At 43.1% G+C, this 16,234-nt stretch carries 16 protein-coding genes; 12 read left to right on the forward strand and 4 right to left on the reverse strand.

Annotated elements, in window-relative coordinates:
* Positions 1 to 97 precede the first annotated feature (97 nt).
* From nagZ to L2729_RS14135, 3 genes are all read left to right on the forward strand, one after another.
* Positions 98 to 1,111, forward strand: a complete 1,014-nt coding sequence (gene nagZ, locus L2729_RS14125) for a beta-N-acetylhexosaminidase (protein ID WP_248988837.1) — start codon at positions 98 to 100, stop codon at positions 1,109 to 1,111.
* Positions 1,112 to 1,189: 78 nt separating this feature from the next.
* Positions 1,190 to 1,729: an alpha/beta hydrolase YcfP gene (gene ycfP, locus L2729_RS14130; RefSeq protein WP_248988838.1), complete on the forward strand. Its 540-nt coding sequence runs from the start codon at positions 1,190 to 1,192 to the stop codon at positions 1,727 to 1,729.
* Between the two features lie 199 nt (positions 1,730 to 1,928).
* Positions 1,929 to 2,204 (forward strand): acylphosphatase, encoded by a 276-nt coding sequence (locus L2729_RS14135; protein WP_248988839.1) that lies wholly within the window; start codon positions 1,929 to 1,931, stop codon positions 2,202 to 2,204.
* A gap of 36 nt (positions 2,205 to 2,240) precedes the next feature.
* Here L2729_RS14135 and L2729_RS14140 read toward each other — a convergent pair whose 3' ends face one another.
* The 3 genes from L2729_RS14140 to L2729_RS14150 form a co-directional block, all read right to left on the reverse strand.
* Positions 2,241 to 3,248: a peptidoglycan binding protein CsiV gene (locus L2729_RS14140; RefSeq protein WP_248988840.1), complete on the reverse strand. Its 1,008-nt coding sequence runs from the start codon at positions 3,246 to 3,248 to the stop codon at positions 2,241 to 2,243.
* 2 nt (positions 3,249 to 3,250) lie between these two features.
* A complete protein-coding gene (gene mfd, locus L2729_RS14145; RefSeq protein ID WP_248988841.1) occupies positions 3,251 to 6,724 on the reverse strand; it encodes a transcription-repair coupling factor in 3,474 nt (1,157 codons plus the stop codon).
* Positions 6,725 to 6,814: 90 nt separating this feature from the next.
* Positions 6,815 to 7,399, reverse strand: coding sequence for a hypothetical protein (locus tag L2729_RS14150; RefSeq protein ID WP_248988842.1), 585 nt, complete (start codon positions 7,397 to 7,399; stop codon positions 6,815 to 6,817).
* 206 nt (positions 7,400 to 7,605) lie between these two features.
* Between L2729_RS14150 and L2729_RS14155 the strand changes: the two genes are divergently transcribed.
* From L2729_RS14155 to L2729_RS14190, 8 genes are all read left to right on the forward strand, one after another.
* Entirely contained in the window at positions 7,606 to 8,829 is a 1,224-nt protein-coding gene (locus tag L2729_RS14155; RefSeq protein WP_248988843.1) for a lipoprotein-releasing ABC transporter permease subunit, read from the forward strand.
* 10 nt (positions 8,830 to 8,839) lie between these two features.
* Positions 8,840 to 9,538: a lipoprotein-releasing ABC transporter ATP-binding protein LolD gene (gene lolD, locus L2729_RS14160; RefSeq protein ID WP_248988844.1), complete on the forward strand. Its 699-nt coding sequence runs from the start codon at positions 8,840 to 8,842 to the stop codon at positions 9,536 to 9,538.
* Positions 9,535 to 10,788: a lipoprotein-releasing ABC transporter permease subunit LolE gene (gene lolE, locus L2729_RS14165; protein WP_248988845.1), complete on the forward strand. Its 1,254-nt coding sequence runs from the start codon at positions 9,535 to 9,537 to the stop codon at positions 10,786 to 10,788. The genes lolD and lolE overlap by 4 nt, the downstream gene beginning before the upstream one ends.
* 576 nt (positions 10,789 to 11,364) lie before the next feature.
* The gene (locus tag L2729_RS14170; RefSeq protein WP_248988846.1) at positions 11,365 to 11,634 is read left to right on the forward strand and encodes a hypothetical protein; all 270 of its coding nucleotides are present in this window, start codon (positions 11,365 to 11,367) and stop codon (positions 11,632 to 11,634) included.
* Positions 11,635 to 11,749: 115 nt separating this feature from the next.
* Complete coding sequence (locus L2729_RS14175) at positions 11,750 to 12,937, forward strand: hypothetical protein (RefSeq protein ID WP_248988847.1); 1,188 nt, start codon at positions 11,750 to 11,752, stop codon at positions 12,935 to 12,937.
* A 93-nt stretch (positions 12,938 to 13,030) separates the two neighbouring features.
* On the forward strand, positions 13,031 to 13,168 hold the full coding sequence (locus tag L2729_RS14180; protein ID WP_248988848.1) for a hypothetical protein: 138 nt from the start codon (positions 13,031 to 13,033) through the stop codon (positions 13,166 to 13,168).
* Positions 13,169 to 13,530: 362 nt separating this feature from the next.
* Positions 13,531 to 14,448 carry a M14 family metallopeptidase gene (locus tag L2729_RS14185; RefSeq protein ID WP_248988849.1) on the forward strand — a complete coding sequence of 306 codons (918 nt, stop codon included), beginning with the start codon at positions 13,531 to 13,533 and terminating at the stop codon, positions 14,446 to 14,448.
* 9 nt (positions 14,449 to 14,457) lie between these two features.
* Positions 14,458 to 14,856: a GNAT family N-acetyltransferase gene (locus L2729_RS14190; protein WP_248988850.1), complete on the forward strand. Its 399-nt coding sequence runs from the start codon at positions 14,458 to 14,460 to the stop codon at positions 14,854 to 14,856.
* Positions 14,857 to 14,868: 12 nt separating this feature from the next.
* Here the strand turns inward: L2729_RS14190 and L2729_RS14195 are convergent, their stop codons facing one another.
* Complete coding sequence (locus tag L2729_RS14195) at positions 14,869 to 15,750, reverse strand: LysR family transcriptional regulator (protein ID WP_248988851.1); 882 nt, start codon at positions 15,748 to 15,750, stop codon at positions 14,869 to 14,871.
* A 172-nt stretch (positions 15,751 to 15,922) separates the two neighbouring features.
* Between L2729_RS14195 and L2729_RS14200 the strand changes: the two genes are divergently transcribed.
* A complete protein-coding gene (locus L2729_RS14200) occupies positions 15,923 to 16,228 on the forward strand; it encodes a monooxygenase (protein WP_248988852.1) in 306 nt (101 codons plus the stop codon).
* Positions 16,229 to 16,234: the final 6 nt, after the last annotated feature.

Raw genomic sequence — 16,234 nt, forward strand, 5'->3', positions numbered from 1 at the left:
ATAACAATGACTTATAGGTTTTTGTGTATGCCTTTGTTGTATTGTTTTGCTCATTTTCTTGCATGGATTCTACCCTTGAAAAATTTTTAGAGGTCATATGAGTTATTTGATGTTAGATGTTGAGTCAACATTTTTAAGTGATGATGAAGCAAAACAACTATCCCACCCAATGATTGGTGGCCTTATCTTGTTTAGCCGTAACTACACTGATCGCAATCAATTGATACAGCTCATTCAATCTATAAGAGCTGTTCGTGCTGATATTTTAATTGCGGTCGATCAAGAGGGCGGTCGAGTACAACGCTTTAGAGACGAGTTCACCATTTTACCTGCAATGGGCGATATATTACCCGCGGCTAAGGGCGATCTCAGACTGGCAAGCGCTTGGGCTACAGAGCTTGGTTTTTTAATGGCAATAGAGCTACTCGCTATCGATATCGATTTGAGCTTTGCCCCTGTGCTTGATCTCAATGGTGTTAGCCAAGTCATCGGCAAGCGTAGTTTTAGTGATAATAAAGCAGAGGTTGAATTACTCGCAAATGCATTTATTGCTGGAATGGAACAAGCTGGAATGGCAAGTGTGGGTAAGCATTTCCCAGGGCATGGCAGTGTCGAGGCTGATTCGCACATCGCCAAACCGGTAGACTTGAGATCAAAAGAGGCAATTTTTGCTAATGACATGCAGCCGTTTAAACAGCTGATAGCGAAGGACCGACTGCAAGGGATCATGCCAGCACATGTTATTTATCCTAATGTTGATGCAAACCCCGCTGGCTTCTCTACGTTTTGGCTGCAAGATGTGCTGCGTAAAGAACTTGGGTTTAACGGCGTGATCTTCTCTGATGACCTAGGGATGAAAGGAGCCGCTGTTGCTGGAGGCTATTGTGCGCGGGCGCAGGCTGCCATTGATGCAGGTTGCAACATGATATTGGTCTGTAACGACAGCGTCGGCGCTACCGAAGTACTCCATGGCGTTAATTGGCCTAAACAAGAGCAAGAGATCACTGCTAACCTGTTAAAACCTAATTTGGTGGCTGTGGCGAATGCACTGCAAGATCATGAGCGTTGGGAAAAAGCGAAGGCAATTGCAGTTGAAATTATTGGAAATTGATGTAGCGCAATGAACTCAGCAGCCTAGCTTGTTAGGTTAGCTATTATCCATATACCCGCATAAACAATGGAGCCATATATGATCCTGTATTTACATGGGTTTGATGCAACCAGCCCCGGCAACCACGATAAAATGCGTCAACTGCAATTTATTGACGAAGATGTGCGTTTGGTTAGTTACAGTACGCAGCACCCTAGAAATGACATGCAGTATTTGTTGAATGAAGTCAGTAAACAGATTATCGCCTCAGAGGATACATCACCGCTAATCATAGGTGTGGGTTTAGGGGCTTTTTGGGCGGAAAGGATCGGCTTTTTAAACAAGATTAAGGCGGTGTTAATTAATCCGAATCTTGCACCACAGCACAATATGGTGAGCAAAATAGACCGGCCTGAAGAGTACACTGATATTGCTAATAAATGTGTTATTGATTTTCGTGATCTTAACCGTGAAAAAGCACTTTGTATTTTGGCGCGAAATGATGAAGTTAATGATAATGATGCTACTGCTAATCAATTACAGGATTATTACGACATCGTATGGGATGAGGAGCAGAGCCACAAGTTTACTTCGCTTGCTGCTCAGTTAAATAGGATCAAGGCCTTTAAAGAAGGTTAAGCCATTTTATGGATAGGCGATTGTAATCCACTAAAGTCATTTGAGTTTAGTGGATTTAAGTGTCTGCACAACTTTGCTCAATGGTGAACTATAGGCTAAGTTGTTAAAAGCAGCCTAAGCCTTGCGCTGGGTGAAACAGTGGTTAGCAGCAAACATTATTCTCTCTACATAGACTGATATTACGGAGTGGGTGTTAATTATGAAGCGCGTCATTATTAAGATCACTGGAAAGGTTCAAGGTGTCTCTTTTCGTCAAAAGACATTGCTTCAAGCGACGACACTGGGTCTAACCGGGTATGTGAGTAATATTGCTGATGGTTCAGTTCAAGTGCTTGCACAAGGTAGCTACCCAGCAGTCGATAAGTTGATTTATTGGTGTCAAAGCGGCGCACCGATGGCAAAAGTCGATAGGGTTTATGTTGAAGATGACGAGGCAGATGATATCTACCTCGACTTTTCTATTGTTCAGTTATAGCGAGCGATACCCAACGAGTTGAGGGATATATTTGCCTTAAAAGCGGTTTGCTTCACTGGTGCTACTGATACGATTAGTCATATCAATCTCAGTTTGTGCGGTAGGTTGTTCCATTTTTCGGATCTGAATGATCATTCCCATCTTCGGGTGGTCAAAGTAATGCACTTCGTCGCTTCTAACGCGTCTATTTTGTTTCATAGGAATCGAATACAAAAAGGGAGTTGTTACAGATCCAGTTTCTGCTGTTAGGTTATCACTGCTAAAACTTTCTGGGTCGTGATAAGTCAAGGTAACCGTTTTCTCACCCTCCTGACGTAGATTAAACGCAGTTTCTATGAACAGATAATGTTCAAGATAGATGTTAAGAGTCCCATCTAGCTTCCATACTGGTTTTTTGGTGTCAGCTAATAAACCACTACTCATAAAATCAAACTGTGGCAGTTCATCGTTTAAATTACTGAGCTGCAGTGGTTGTCCATTTTGCTCATAATCTTTGGAGTAATCATTTCCTGAATATAGCTTAACAGGGATAGCTTTGTTTCTTGGAAGCATGGATTGCTGCCATGTCATATGCAGCAGGCTTTTATTGCCTTTCTCTCGTTTTAATGTCGCGATAATGTCTTTAAATTGGCTTTGGCTTTTTGCTAATAGAACAGCTCCATCGCCTAAATAAGCGGTCGCGGGTTTAGGTGCTGCAATCAACATCGGGATGTCCGCTACCGATTTAACTTGGTTATTCGAGTTGAGCTGCTCATTACAATTTAGGCTATCAGTTGCCCAATCCGTAGAGGTACAGCCATTAAGTCCCATATTAACTGCGGTTAAATCAGTACTCACCATCGGGGTAATAAAATCGACGGTTTTGCGTTGACGTGACTTAATGACTTCATCTGGCCATTGCTCAGTCGTAGGCGCGTTGTGCTCATATAGGTAGATCTCGACTTCAAACCAGCGCTCTTCTTGGGCAAAGGCTGTTGTCGACAGACTAGAAATAACGCTAGCAGCGAGGGCGATTATTAACTTATTTGTTGATAGTCTAAACACGATTATTCTCCAATGCGATGTTGAGACAACTGTTCAAGTAACAGTTTTATGAGTGCTAGCCTATCTTTGGCTGATTCTGATGGCATGCTGAATTTTAGCTTATTGGGGCCATCCATTCGATATATTTGCGGCTGGTTCTGCAATAAACCAATAATAAAGGTGGGATCCACTTTATTATTGTCGCCAAATTCTATGCTACCACCTTTTGCATGCATTTCGATCTTTCGAAGACCCAGTTGCGTAGCAAGGTGCTTATAGAGTGTTAGCGCCATTAGGTTTTTAGTGGGTTCGGGCAACATACCGAAACGGTCAATAAACTCAACTTTTAATTCATCGACGGCTTTCTCTGTTTTACAGTTAGCGATGCGTTTGTATAGCGAAAGACGCATATTAACATCACTGACATAATCTTCAGGTAGCAGGGCAGGGATCCGCAACTCAATTTCACTTTGTTGACGTAGCATCTGATCGAGCGAAGGTTCTTTACCGTCTTTAAGCATCTTAACGGCCTCTTCAAGCATCTCCATATAAAGGGTGAAACCTATCTTAGAGATATGGCCACTTTGTTCGTCACCGAGCAATTCGCCTGCGCCACGGATCTCTAAATCTTGGGTTGCCAACATAAAGCCAGCACCAAGATCTTCGAGTGCGCCAATCGCTTCTAATCGCTTACGCGCATCTTTAGTCATGCTTTTAGGATGTGGTGTCATCAAATAGGCATATGCTTGGTGATGCGAGCGACCAACACGGCCTCGCAACTGATGCAGCTGCGCTAAACCAAACTTATCGGCCCGTTCAATCACAATCGTATTTGCTGATGGAACATCAATACCCGTTTCAATAATGGTGGTACAGACGAGTACATTAAAGCGCTGGTGATAAAAGTCAGACATCACTCGTTCAAGTTCGCGTTCACGCATCTGTCCGTGCGCAGTAACAACACGTGCTTCGGGTAGCAGCTCACTTATTTCTGCAGCCCTTTTTTCAATCGTTTCCACGCTATTATGTAAGAAATAGACTTGGCCACCACGTAAAATCTCACGAAGGAGCGCTTCTCTAATCGTAGCTTCATCATATTCACGGATAAAGGTTTTTACGGCTAAACGCTTGGCGGGTGGTGTGGCGATAATCGACAAGTCACGCATGCCTGACATCGCCATGTTTAATGTGCGTGGGATCGGCGTGGCGGTTAGGGTAAGGATATCGACATTGGCACGCAGTGCCTTAATCTTCTCTTTTTGTCGCACGCCAAAACGGTGTTCTTCGTCAATAACCAGTAAGCCTAAGTTCTCGAACTTAGCCTCTGACTGCAACAGCTTGTGAGTACCGATCACAATATCCACTTTGCCGTTGGTTAAGTCTTTCATGACCTGGGTTTGTTCTTTGGCTGTTTTGAAACGTGACATAACCTCTATCTTAAAAGGCCAATCAGCAAAACGGTCTTGGAAATTTTCGAAATGTTGCTGTGCAAGTAACGTCGTTGGGACTAGAATTGCCACTTGTTTACCGTCATTAACAGCCACAAATGCGGCGCGCATCGCCACTTCCGTTTTACCAAACCCCACATCACCACAGACTAATCTATCCATTGCCATGGGTGTACGCATATCTTCTATAACGGCTGATATCGCGGTTTCTTGATCGACGGTTTCTTCAAACGGGAAGCTACCGGCAAATTGTGCGTACTCTACCTGGTCAATATGACAAGCCTCACCAGGCCTTGATTGCCTGCGGGCATAAACATCTAGTAATTCAGCCGCAACGTCACGAATTTTCTCAATGGCTTTGCGTTTCGCTTTAGCCCAGGTTTCGTTGCCTAACTTATTGAGGTTTGCCTCTTCATCGGGGCCAACACTGTAGCGACTGATGAGGTGTAAAGAGGAGACGGGAACATAAAGTTTGTCACCGCCGGAATACTCAAGCACGAGATATTCGGCAACAAGCCCACCGGTATCAAGTGTTTCTAGGCCTTGATAACGTGCGACACCATGATCTAGATGGACTATTGGTTGGCCCACTTTTAGCTCTGCAAGGTTTTTAACCAGTGCATCGCTACTGATCTGGCGTTGTTTGTCTCGGCGGCGGCGCTGCGATATACGTTGACCAAACAGCTCCGTTTCGCAAATTAGACTGAATTTTCCACCGGTCTTTTTCTCAATGATACAACCTTGAGACAGCGGTGAAACAATCAGCCCTAATTTGGTTTTACTGGCAGCAAATTCGTTAAAGTGGCTAAATAACGTAGGCTTTAGTTTTATCTTACCGAGCAGTTCTAAAAGGGCTTCACGGCGACCTTCTGATTCTGCACTGAATAACATTCTCTCGCCTAAGGCGGCATACTCTTCAAGGAGTAAAAGAGGTTGTTTCAGTTTATGATTTGCAGCTAGATCAGGTAGTTTTAATGCTTTTGCTTCAATTGCGGTACCGGTAAAAGGCGCTGTTTTTAACTGAAATCTTGGGAATCCTTTAAAGGCGCTAAAAATCTGCTCTGTTAAAAGGTAAAGCTCTTGCGGGCTTAATAAAGGCCGCAGTGGATCCACGCGTCTATCTTCATAGCGAGTTTCAACTTCATGAAGGTGAGCTTGGGTGGCTGTTTCAATATCTCCGACAGTGATTAATTGCGTTTTTTCTGGCAAATAATCGAACAGACTCGCAGTGTCATCAAAAAATAGTGGCAGGTAATTTTCTATTCCTGCGGGCATGGTCTTTTTACTGACCATTTGATAAATAGAGCCGGGTTCTTTGACGAGAACCTCAAATCGTCGACGATAACGCTGTCTAAATCCTTCAATGGCAGCATTGTCAGTTGGAAACTCTTTTGCGGGCAGCAGTCGAATAGAGGGTAGTTCGTGGCTAGAACGTTGGGTTTCTGGATCAAAATGTCGAATAGATTCCACTTCGTCATCAAATAGCTCAATACGAAATGGCTGATTTGATCCCATAGGGAAAATATCGATAATCGAACCACGAACCGCAAACTCACCGTGCTCGTATACTTGCTCAACACTATGGTAACCAGTATTGATTAATTGCTCTCTAACATCATGCAGTTGGTAGTTATCGCCTTTCTCCAAAATAAGCACATTACCGCTCAAAAAGGATTTAGGGGGCAGCTTGACCATTAACGTGGTGATTGGCACGATAACGACGCTTTGCTGCGCTTGAGGGATCCTCGAAAGCGCTTCAAGACGTTGTGAGACTAAATCTTGATGGGGAGAGAAGCTGTCATAGGGGAGGGTTTCCCTGTCTGGAAATAGCCATATCGAAATCGCTTCTTCACTGAGCAAATAACTGAGTTCAGATTCTAGCGCAATGGCGCTCGGCGTATCAGCGGTAACAACAAGTGTCACGTTCTGATGTTGCTTAGCAATATTAGCGATCGTAAGCGCTTGAGCAGCGCCACCAAGAGTACACAGCGTTTGTGCTAATTTAGCACTCTTGACTGCTGGTGGAGTCAATACGGAAAAAGCATTCATTAAGGGCGAGGAAACGAGTCCAATAACAGCAAAGTTGCTTGGTATTGTAGTGGCTTGCCGTCGCTCTGGCCAGTTAAAACTGGTTTTAGATTACAGGGCTATCTTTCGTAATTTTAGTTGTTTCTGTTGTAGGCTTAAGCTGGCTTTTACCAGCTGTTCGACATCAGCGTCTTGAATGACACTAAAAGCTAATTCAATGCTAAAGGACTGCGGCGTTTCTTCTGCTTCATTGGTCGGCAATGAACAGCTTTGCACTGTCGCGAAACAGATCAGGGCGACTAGCTCCTCTTTGATATTCAAGCTAACCTTAAACTGGCTACCAACCGTTATCGCTTCATTGGTGGTCAACCTAATTGAGCTACCCCCAAAATGACTGCCGATATAGTAGTCGCCTTCATACTCCTCTTTACCGATAACGTGCTGTAAAACCATATCAATTTTTCTAGATTGTAATTTCAAGAATTCAACAACGGTTTTGGCATCATCATCAAGGTGTCGCAACTGCAACAGGCAGTCAGACTCAAGTACTTTAATATCACTGATAAGTTGTAGGCTCGGAGGCAGCATAAAACTCAGCTGTTCCACCGACGGAAGAGGTTGGCCGCTGTCCCAAGCTTGTAAATAAACATCAAAAGCATGATTAATACTAAAATAGGCGGTAGAGTCATTTAACAATGGTTTTGCCTCTTGTCTTTAGGGGGCTAATACCCCTATTATCATGCGCATCTTTATGATTTAGCAAGGTTAGAGGCATAATTACCTCTCCTTCTGTATTTCTAGAGTATCGCTGAGCAGTATTGATTGACATGAGAGAGGTTATTATCTTTTTATTATCAATCGTATTGGCGTCAGAATTGAGTTGACTTTATTTGGGTTTTTTAATGAATTTTTCATTATCATTTTATATTGGTTACCGCTATTGGCGAGCAAGAAAGGCCAATGCTTTTGCATCTTTTATTACCATTTTCTCTGTTTCAGGTATTTTGCTTGGAGTGGCTGCACTTATTGTTGTTAGCTCTGTAATGAATGGTCTTGAAGGGCAGCTTAAAAAGCGCATTTTAGGCGCAGTGCCGCAACTAACAATTCATTCTCCAGTTCCGTTAGAACACTGGCAGCAAGATGTGACTAAGTTGTCAGCCTTAAAAGGGGTGCAGGGCGCTGCGCCGAGTGTGTCGACACAAGCGATGCTGCAATCACCCTCTAATATTGGCGCCGCACAAATCTACGGCGTATACCCAGAGCAGGAAAAAAACCTGCTTAGCCTTACGCGCAATACCTATGCAGGTAACTTCGACGCACTGATCCCCGGCAAGTATCAAATTATATTGGGCGCTGAGCTGGCACGTAAACTTGATGTGGTTGTCGGTAATAAAATTCGAGTGCTGAGCGGTGATGGCGTGGTCTATACGCCATTAGGTCCAGTGCCAAGCCAGCGAAAGTTCACCGTGGCGGGTGTATTTGAAATGGGATCTCAAGTTGATGCTAGCGTCGCATATATCCATCATGACGATGCACAGCGCTTAATGCGCCAAAAAGCCGGTGAAGTAAAACAGTTACGTGTTTATCTTGATGATCCCTTCAATGCTGCAAAAATTGCCCCGAGCGTGGTGGATTATTTTTCCCACACAGTGACCACCACTGATTGGCATGACACTTATGGTCACCTGTTTGGCGCTGTTAAAATGGAAAAGAACATGATGTCATTAATGCTTAGCCTTATTATTGCGGTCGCCGCGTTTAATATCGTCTCTGCGCTAGTGATGATGGTTGTGGATAAAACCACTGATGTTGCCGTGTTAAAAACCCAGGGCTTATCGACGGCTAATGTGATGGGGATTTTTATGATCCAAGGATCGCTTAATGCCATCATCGGCTTGGTTACTGGGGTAGCAACGGGGGCGCTATTAACCATTAATTTAAATGAAATCACTAATGCGTTAGGGATCTCTATTCTTGGCGCAGGCCAAAATTTGCCAGTACAGCTCGACTTTAATCAATTGAGCTCGATAGTCATAGGCACTCTTGTCATTACCCTATTAGCCACCATTTACCCGGCGCTAAGAGCCGCGAATGTTCAGCCAGCGAGTGCCCTTAGACATGAATAGTGAGTTAACAATGAATTTAGAATTATTGCTAAAAGTGAGCAATGTGAGCAAGCGTTACAACGATGGTTCAGTCGAAACCCAAGTGCTGCATAGCGTTGATTTAGAGGTCTACAAGGGTGAGCAACTTGCGATAGTTGGCAGCTCTGGATCAGGTAAGAGTACACTGCTGCATATTATGGGCACATTAGATCGCCCAACCAGTGGCAATGTGACGATGCTCGGTGAAGATCTCTACCAACTGTCGAACAAGCGCCAAGCTCAAGTGCGCAATAATAATATTGGTTTTATCTATCAGTTCCATCATCTGTTACCTGAATTTAGTGCATTGGAAAATGTATCAATGCCAGCATTAATACAAGGTAAAAAACGCAAAGAGGTGGAAGGTAAAGCGACGGCTTTACTTGAGCGTGTGGGGTTAGGCCATCGTCTCGCACACACTCCAGCGGAGATGTCAGGCGGGGAACGGCAGCGCGTCGCTATCGCTAGAGCGTTGATCAACGATCCAAAATTGGTGCTTGCTGATGAACCTACCGGTAACCTTGACGCTAACAGTGGTGAGGCAGTCTACGAATTGATCACTGAACTCGCCGCCCAATTAGGCACGGCATTTGTGGTAGTCACTCATGATCAACAACTTGCTGCGAGAATGGATAGACAGTTACACATGAAAGATGGCTACTTGGTGAATGCTGAGGAGCTCACTGGATGAAAAGCTTGTTAGCGATGAGGATAGGGTGGCGCTTTTATTTAGCCCGTCAGTCAAACCGTTTTATCAACTTTATCTCTTTTGCCTCTACTGCGGGTATTGCACTCGGAGTCGCGGTACTGATTATCGTATTATCGGCGATGAATGGCTTTGAGAAGGAGTTAGAGGAGCGACTTTTAGGGGTCGTTTCTCATGGTGAATTAGTCGGTGTGAATGAGCCAATACAGGATTGGCAGGCCGTTGTGGCGGATGCTGATAAGATCCCTGGCATTGTTGCAGCGGCTCCTTTTGTACGGATGCAAGGTCTGGTGCAAAAGCCGGGTGGTTTTCAAGGGGTAACGGTTCAGGGGATAGATATAGAGCAAGAAGCGAAAGTATCAAATATTCGTCACTTTATGTCTGAGCAGAGCTGGCAAAGTTTACAAGAAGCTAAGCACAATAATATCGTGCTTGGTAAAGGGCTGGCGAATAACCTCGGGATTGAGATTGGTCAATCTATTAGCTTATATATGCCTAACAATAATAACTCGTCTCAAAATAAAATAGCCGCCGCTAAAAGTCACCGCTTTGTGGTCTCTGGTATTTTTGAACTTGGGGGCGAGCTAGATACAACCACCGCATATGTGCCTATGGATTATGCGGCTAAGTTGTTAAAGTTAGAACAAGGTGTTTCAGGTGTGCGTATTAAGGTCAAAAATGTTTTCGATGCGCCGATGTTGATCCGTGACCTCGGTTATAGCCAAAAGCAATATGTTTATATTTCGGACTGGACTCGAACTCAAGGACATTTATATCAAGATATACAATTGGTTAGAATGGTGATGTATCTTGTGTTGGCTTTAGTTATTGCTGTGGCATGTTTTAATATCGTGTCGACACTTGTGATGGCGGTGCGAGATAAGCAGTCTGAAATTGCTATCTTGTTAACCATGGGCATGAAAAAGACCTCGGTGATGCTGATATTTATCGTGCAGGGCGCACTCAATGGCATTTTGGGCTGCATCATAGGATCTATTGTAGGGGTGACAATTGCGCTCAACCTCAGCGATATTGCCAAAGGGATAGAATCGGTATTAGGTATTCAACTGTTGTCGGCTGATGTGTACTTTATTGATTTTCTACCGTCACAATTAGTGGTTAACGATGTGATTACGGTCGTGTCTCTCGCTTTCGTGATGAGCCTTATCGCAACGCTTTATCCCGCGTGGAAAGCCAGCCAAACACTGCCAGCAAGTGCATTAGCAGGCCGCTAGAGGGACTGTTTTTAACAACTCACTCAGGCGTTTTATCGTTCTTTGGTATTAGAGTGGTCGCGAGTGCGATCACTGCCTCTCTTCGGTAAACCTTACCCTACATTTAGTGTTAGCTAAATTCCCATACTCGATGGGGCTGCAGTGTGTTTTTTTGTCCTCATTTATTCCGCTGTAGACGTACTTAACTCGCGTTAACTCAACCTTTTTTATCATCGTTATTACCGTCTAATTATCCTTATAAAGTGCTATTTTTTTGTTGGAATTGCTGTGCTAGTTTTTAGTACTACCATTTCAAAGATCGTTTGATGCCTTTAAGGCAGGGCATGGAAGCCTTGATTTGGTTAATTGTAAAAGCATGGAGCAATGAACGCAAAACCAGATTTAGAACAATTAGACATGAGCGTGCAACAGCTATCGTCAGTTTTAGCAAATTTAGAGAGGCAGTGTCTTTTAGGAGATATAAGGATCATCAGCTAGCTAAACGGAAGATTGCCCTGTCGCTAAATGCAGCCAAGCTATACCTTCAACTCGTCAGTGGGCGGTTAATCATCCGACAGCGATTATAATATTCCGTTATTGGCGCCGGATGGTGGCGAGCAAAAACCGGATGTTCTTGAACCGTTAAGCCCATTGGCCGATCTCGTCGGCACCTGGGTTAGCCAACGATTTAGTGGCTTTAACGTGATGCCTATTCCTCAAGTCACAGCACTAAATGGTTTTATTTTAAAGATCTTTAATTATTATGAAGTTATTACTTTTAGCGCAATCTCTGACAAAGTTGCAAACCGAGGAGGTCAGTACGAGCGTAACCCATATACCTGTTCTATGGGCAAAGAGTGTTTTTAGCTATCGACATGTTCATGAAGCTCGATAATATTAATTTATCTATTTAAATAAATTGAACTTTATCTTTTATTATATAGAGTAGGTACTTATTCGATGTAACAATGGACTGTGCATAATGATAATAAAACTCCCAAAAACAAGCCTGTTTTGTATGATTTTATTGGCCTCAGTAACGAATATCCAAGCTGCTGAATTAGCTATTATCTCCGATTACAACCCCAACTGTATTGTTGACATATTAGTGCCTATAACACTCACAGTGAATACACCAAAGTACCAAGATTTAGGACCGGTTGAGGAAAGTACAGCTTTTGCACTTGTACTTCAACAATTACGTAAAGAAGCGACTGCACAAGGTGCTGACATAGTATTATTAACCAATGTCAAAAATAAAAAGATCACAATAGCAAAAAGAAAAACAAGTAAATCTAGCTTAATAGTACACATTGAAGCGCAGTTATACACCGTATGTGAAGCCGACAAATCTTTTAGTAATGAGCGAACCGCTTATACGGCTGATGGTTACGAACTACAAACAATGAGCTACCAATATACAATGACCCCCAATTTTATAACGCCAACAGAACCGATAATAGTTGCCAATAATATCGTTTTACCAGCAGCTAATATCTCTTTTGCAACGGGTGTATATGACATAAAATTGGGAGCGAGCACAGCCCAAACAGCCGAAAAGTTGGGTCCTCCAAGTATAACTCTCACACTTTCAAACCACGAACAGATATGGGGCTACGGACGTAACCTTTGGTTTACTTATTCGGCTGATAGGTTGAAATCTGTTAGCTCAGAGCTTTCGTTATTAAATAGTGCAGGTCAAAATAGTATCGGCTACAGAGATGGTTTTGATGACATTGAATGGCAACTAGAGGGGATCATCGCTGCGCACAAGAGTCCAATTGAGCAAGTAAGAGATTCGCTCTCGCAGTACGATATTAAAGAGAGTTCAGATCAAATGGTTATTACTCAAAAGCAACAACGTCTTGTATTACGATTTGAGGACTTTCACCCTACAGCAAAAGACAAGCCAGTGACTTTACTCACTAACTTCACGTTAACGAATAATGAGTACGAGGCGAAAAAGCAAACACTTCCTCAATTGACATCGGAACAAGAGCAATGGCTGTATAAGCACTTGCAACCTAATAATGCAGAGCTGATGACGCTACCAAACTTGCTTAAGCAGATCCCGCAAACTAATAAAATAAATATTGCGAGTGATGATAAGCAGTGGTGGCTAGTCGGTAATCATGCACTTTTACAATTTGATGATATTGAGCTTAGTTAAGCTCATATTAGTGAACCGTTTTTTACAGACAGTAAAAGCGAGTCATTTTTATTGTCTGTAAAATCGCTACAACTGCCTCAGGATAAACAAGGTATGTTAGCTTTATATGAAGACGCTATCGATAACAATGATGCAATTGATATCTCGCGGGAACACTTTAACCTCATCGCAAAATTTGAGTCAGAGAAAGATGATGCGGTCATTTATGATCTGTTTTTTACTTACTATTGATCTTAATTGAATTCAATAGTCAATCCCGTATTCCGCGGTTCAGTTACAACATCAGTTAACAGAAAAGCGCCTTGCAATGACGCTTTTTCATTAATACGTTGAGTTAAAAATGCGTGTTACTCAACTAAAGACTCAGCTTTGTAATACCAATTAAGCTGTGCATAATTAACGTCGTGGTGCTTCTCCAATGGCCTGCAAACGAGCACTCTTGTGCACAATTATTTTGCAATCACATAAATGCCTTGAATAAATTAAATGATGATTGAAATTCAACGGGCTGATGTTTATGCTTCGCAGCTCTCAATACGATATAAAGATCTTATAAAAATTAATCTATTGTCGCGCAAATAAAAGGAACATTAATGAACTCTCCACAACGCTACCCTATAGGTTCAACCGGACAGAAATGGAGCGATGCTGATAAGTCAGCTTGGCTTGCTATGCAGTCTGTAAAGCGCTCATATCAAGAGCAAGTGCTGACTAAAGTGCTGGCGCTAGGAGAACAATTTACCTTGGAGCAATATGGTGCGCTGTCGTGTGATGAGGCTAAATATCCTTTATATGCGCTAAAGAGTCATAACTGGCTGCCGACAAAACCAATTATTTTGGTCACCGGCGGCGTACATGGTTACGAGACGAGCGGCGTGCAAGGGGCTATTCGTTTTATGGAGACAAAAGCGCAAGCTTACGCTGAACATTTTAATATCGTACTTATTCCCTGTGTTAGCCCTTGGGGTTACGAGACTATTAACCGCTGGAACCCAAGTGCTATCGATCCTAATCGCTCCTTTTACCAAGGTAGCCCAGCAGAAGAGTCTGCCGCATTGCTGGCTTACTTAGCACCCATTAATGACGATATTTTTGCTCATATCGATTTGCATGAAACGACCGATACTGATAATAGCGAGTTTAGACCAGCGTTAGCCGCACGAGATGCTGTGGTGCATGATAACTGGAATATCCCTGATGGATTCTATCTCGTCGGTGACACCATTAACCCACAATTCGCTTTTCAAAAGGCGATGATAGCTGAAGTAGAGCAAGTGACTCATATTGCTCCTGCTGATGACAGTGGCAAGTTGATTGGTGTTGAACTGGCTCAGTTTGGTGTGATTAATTATGCCACCAAGGCATTGGGGCTGTGTGCTGGCTTAAGCGGTGCAAAATATGTATCAACGACGGAAGTATACCCAGATAGTCCGCTGGTGGATGACGAGAACTGTGTCATAGCTCAGGTTGCGGCGATCACGGGTGGCTTGGATTATCTGCTGAGTTTATAGAGAAGCAAAATGGAACATCAACTAATAGAAAAAGTGGTAAACGCTGCAGACTTTGTGCGCTTAAGGGAGGTCGCTGGACTGTCGCCTCGCTCATATGATGCGGCAAAGCAGGGCTTACCTAATAGCCTTTTTGGAGTGCAAATTCGTGTAGGCGAACAAACAATTGCCATGGGACGAGTGGTTGGTGATGGGGCTTTGAACTTTGAAATTGTTGATGTCGCGGTTGACCCTTACTATCAAGGTAATGGTTTTGGACGACTCATCATGCAGAGCATTATGGATTATCTCGATAGAGCCGCTTTTAAAGGGGCGTATATTACCTTAATGGCAGATGTGCCCGAGCTTTATAGCAAGTTTGGTTTTCAATTAAGTCGGCCAGCCAGTGAAGGCATGTACATAATCAAATAGCGGTTAACGGGTTTATCGTCCGTTTACTTCGCTGAGTAACAATCGATATAATTCTTGAGCGGCGGGGCCTGTTTTAGCACCTTTAGGCAAAGTCAGGTGCAAGGGGACTTGGTATTGATTTGAATGCTCAACCTTAAGGATCTTGATATCACTATCATTATGTTTTTCGATTATGTGTAGAGGTAAACGGCAATAGCCTAAGCCTTGCTTTGTTGCTTGCCACGCATGATCAAAATTATCAACGGTAATGCGTTGGTTCGACTTTAGCCAGCCGACATCTTGCTTAGCGTGATGACCTAAGTCTCGGATCACAATCTGCCTAGTGGCACTGAGATCCGCTAAACAGGGGTTAAGCTTCTCGGCTAACGGGTGGCCTTTGGCCACAACGGGCAACATGCTAGTTATCCCAAATATTTCTGACGGGTGATTGGTTATGGGCAAAGTGATAATAGAAATATCGGCACTTTCGTTAGTGACCATCTCTTGTGTTTTTGACAACGAAGTTTCTACCACTTGAATTGATGTGGTGTGGTTTTGTTTAAAGAATTCAGTCATCGGTGCGTATAACCATCGGCGATCACAAAGGTGATCGATAGCAACGGTTAATTCTGACTCGGTCCCTTGGGCGAGTTGAGTACTTATCTCCTCAAGCGCTTTGGCTTGTTCAAGCATAGATTGCGCTCTTCGCAGCAATGATTTTCCATCATCAGTGAGTATAGCTCTGCGTCCCTCTACTTTGATTAACGGCACTCCCAATTGGTCTTCTAGTTTTCTCACCGAATAAATTAGCGTGGTATGGCTTTTATTCAATGTCGCCGCAGCCGCTTGAATGCTACCCGCTTTATCAATTTCAAATAATGTTAACCACTGATCTAAGGTTGTCTTTAATCTCATCTGTCTAATTTATCCACATTAACTGGCAGTATTATGAACTTTTATGTCCAATTTTTATAGGTATTATGACATCTATCGTAAGACGGAGAGCTGTAAAGCTTCATTCATCTGAACTTAGAGCTATTACATCGCTCGCCAATTTGACCATTAACTCATTATTTGGAGATAAATTATGAACACACTATTACAAGTTGATTTTGATTATACAGGACCCTTTGGTGTTGAAATGGCAGCAATGCTGACAGATCTTGCTGAGTCTATTAACAATGAAGCCGGCATGATCTGGAAAATTTGGACTGAAAACCAGCAAGATAAACTTGGTGGTGGGATCTATTTGTTCGAAGATGAAACCACAGCCCATGCTTATCTAGAAATGCATTCAGCTCGCTTAAACAAGATGGGTATTGAAAATATTAGAGGACTGGTATTCGCTGTAAATCCATTACTTTCAAACATAAATAAAGGACCTATCGCTTAGGCAATT

Origin of the sequence: Shewanella gelidimarina, assembly GCF_023283945.1 — a bacterium.
GTDB lineage: Bacteria > Pseudomonadota > Gammaproteobacteria > Enterobacterales > Shewanellaceae > Shewanella > Shewanella gelidimarina.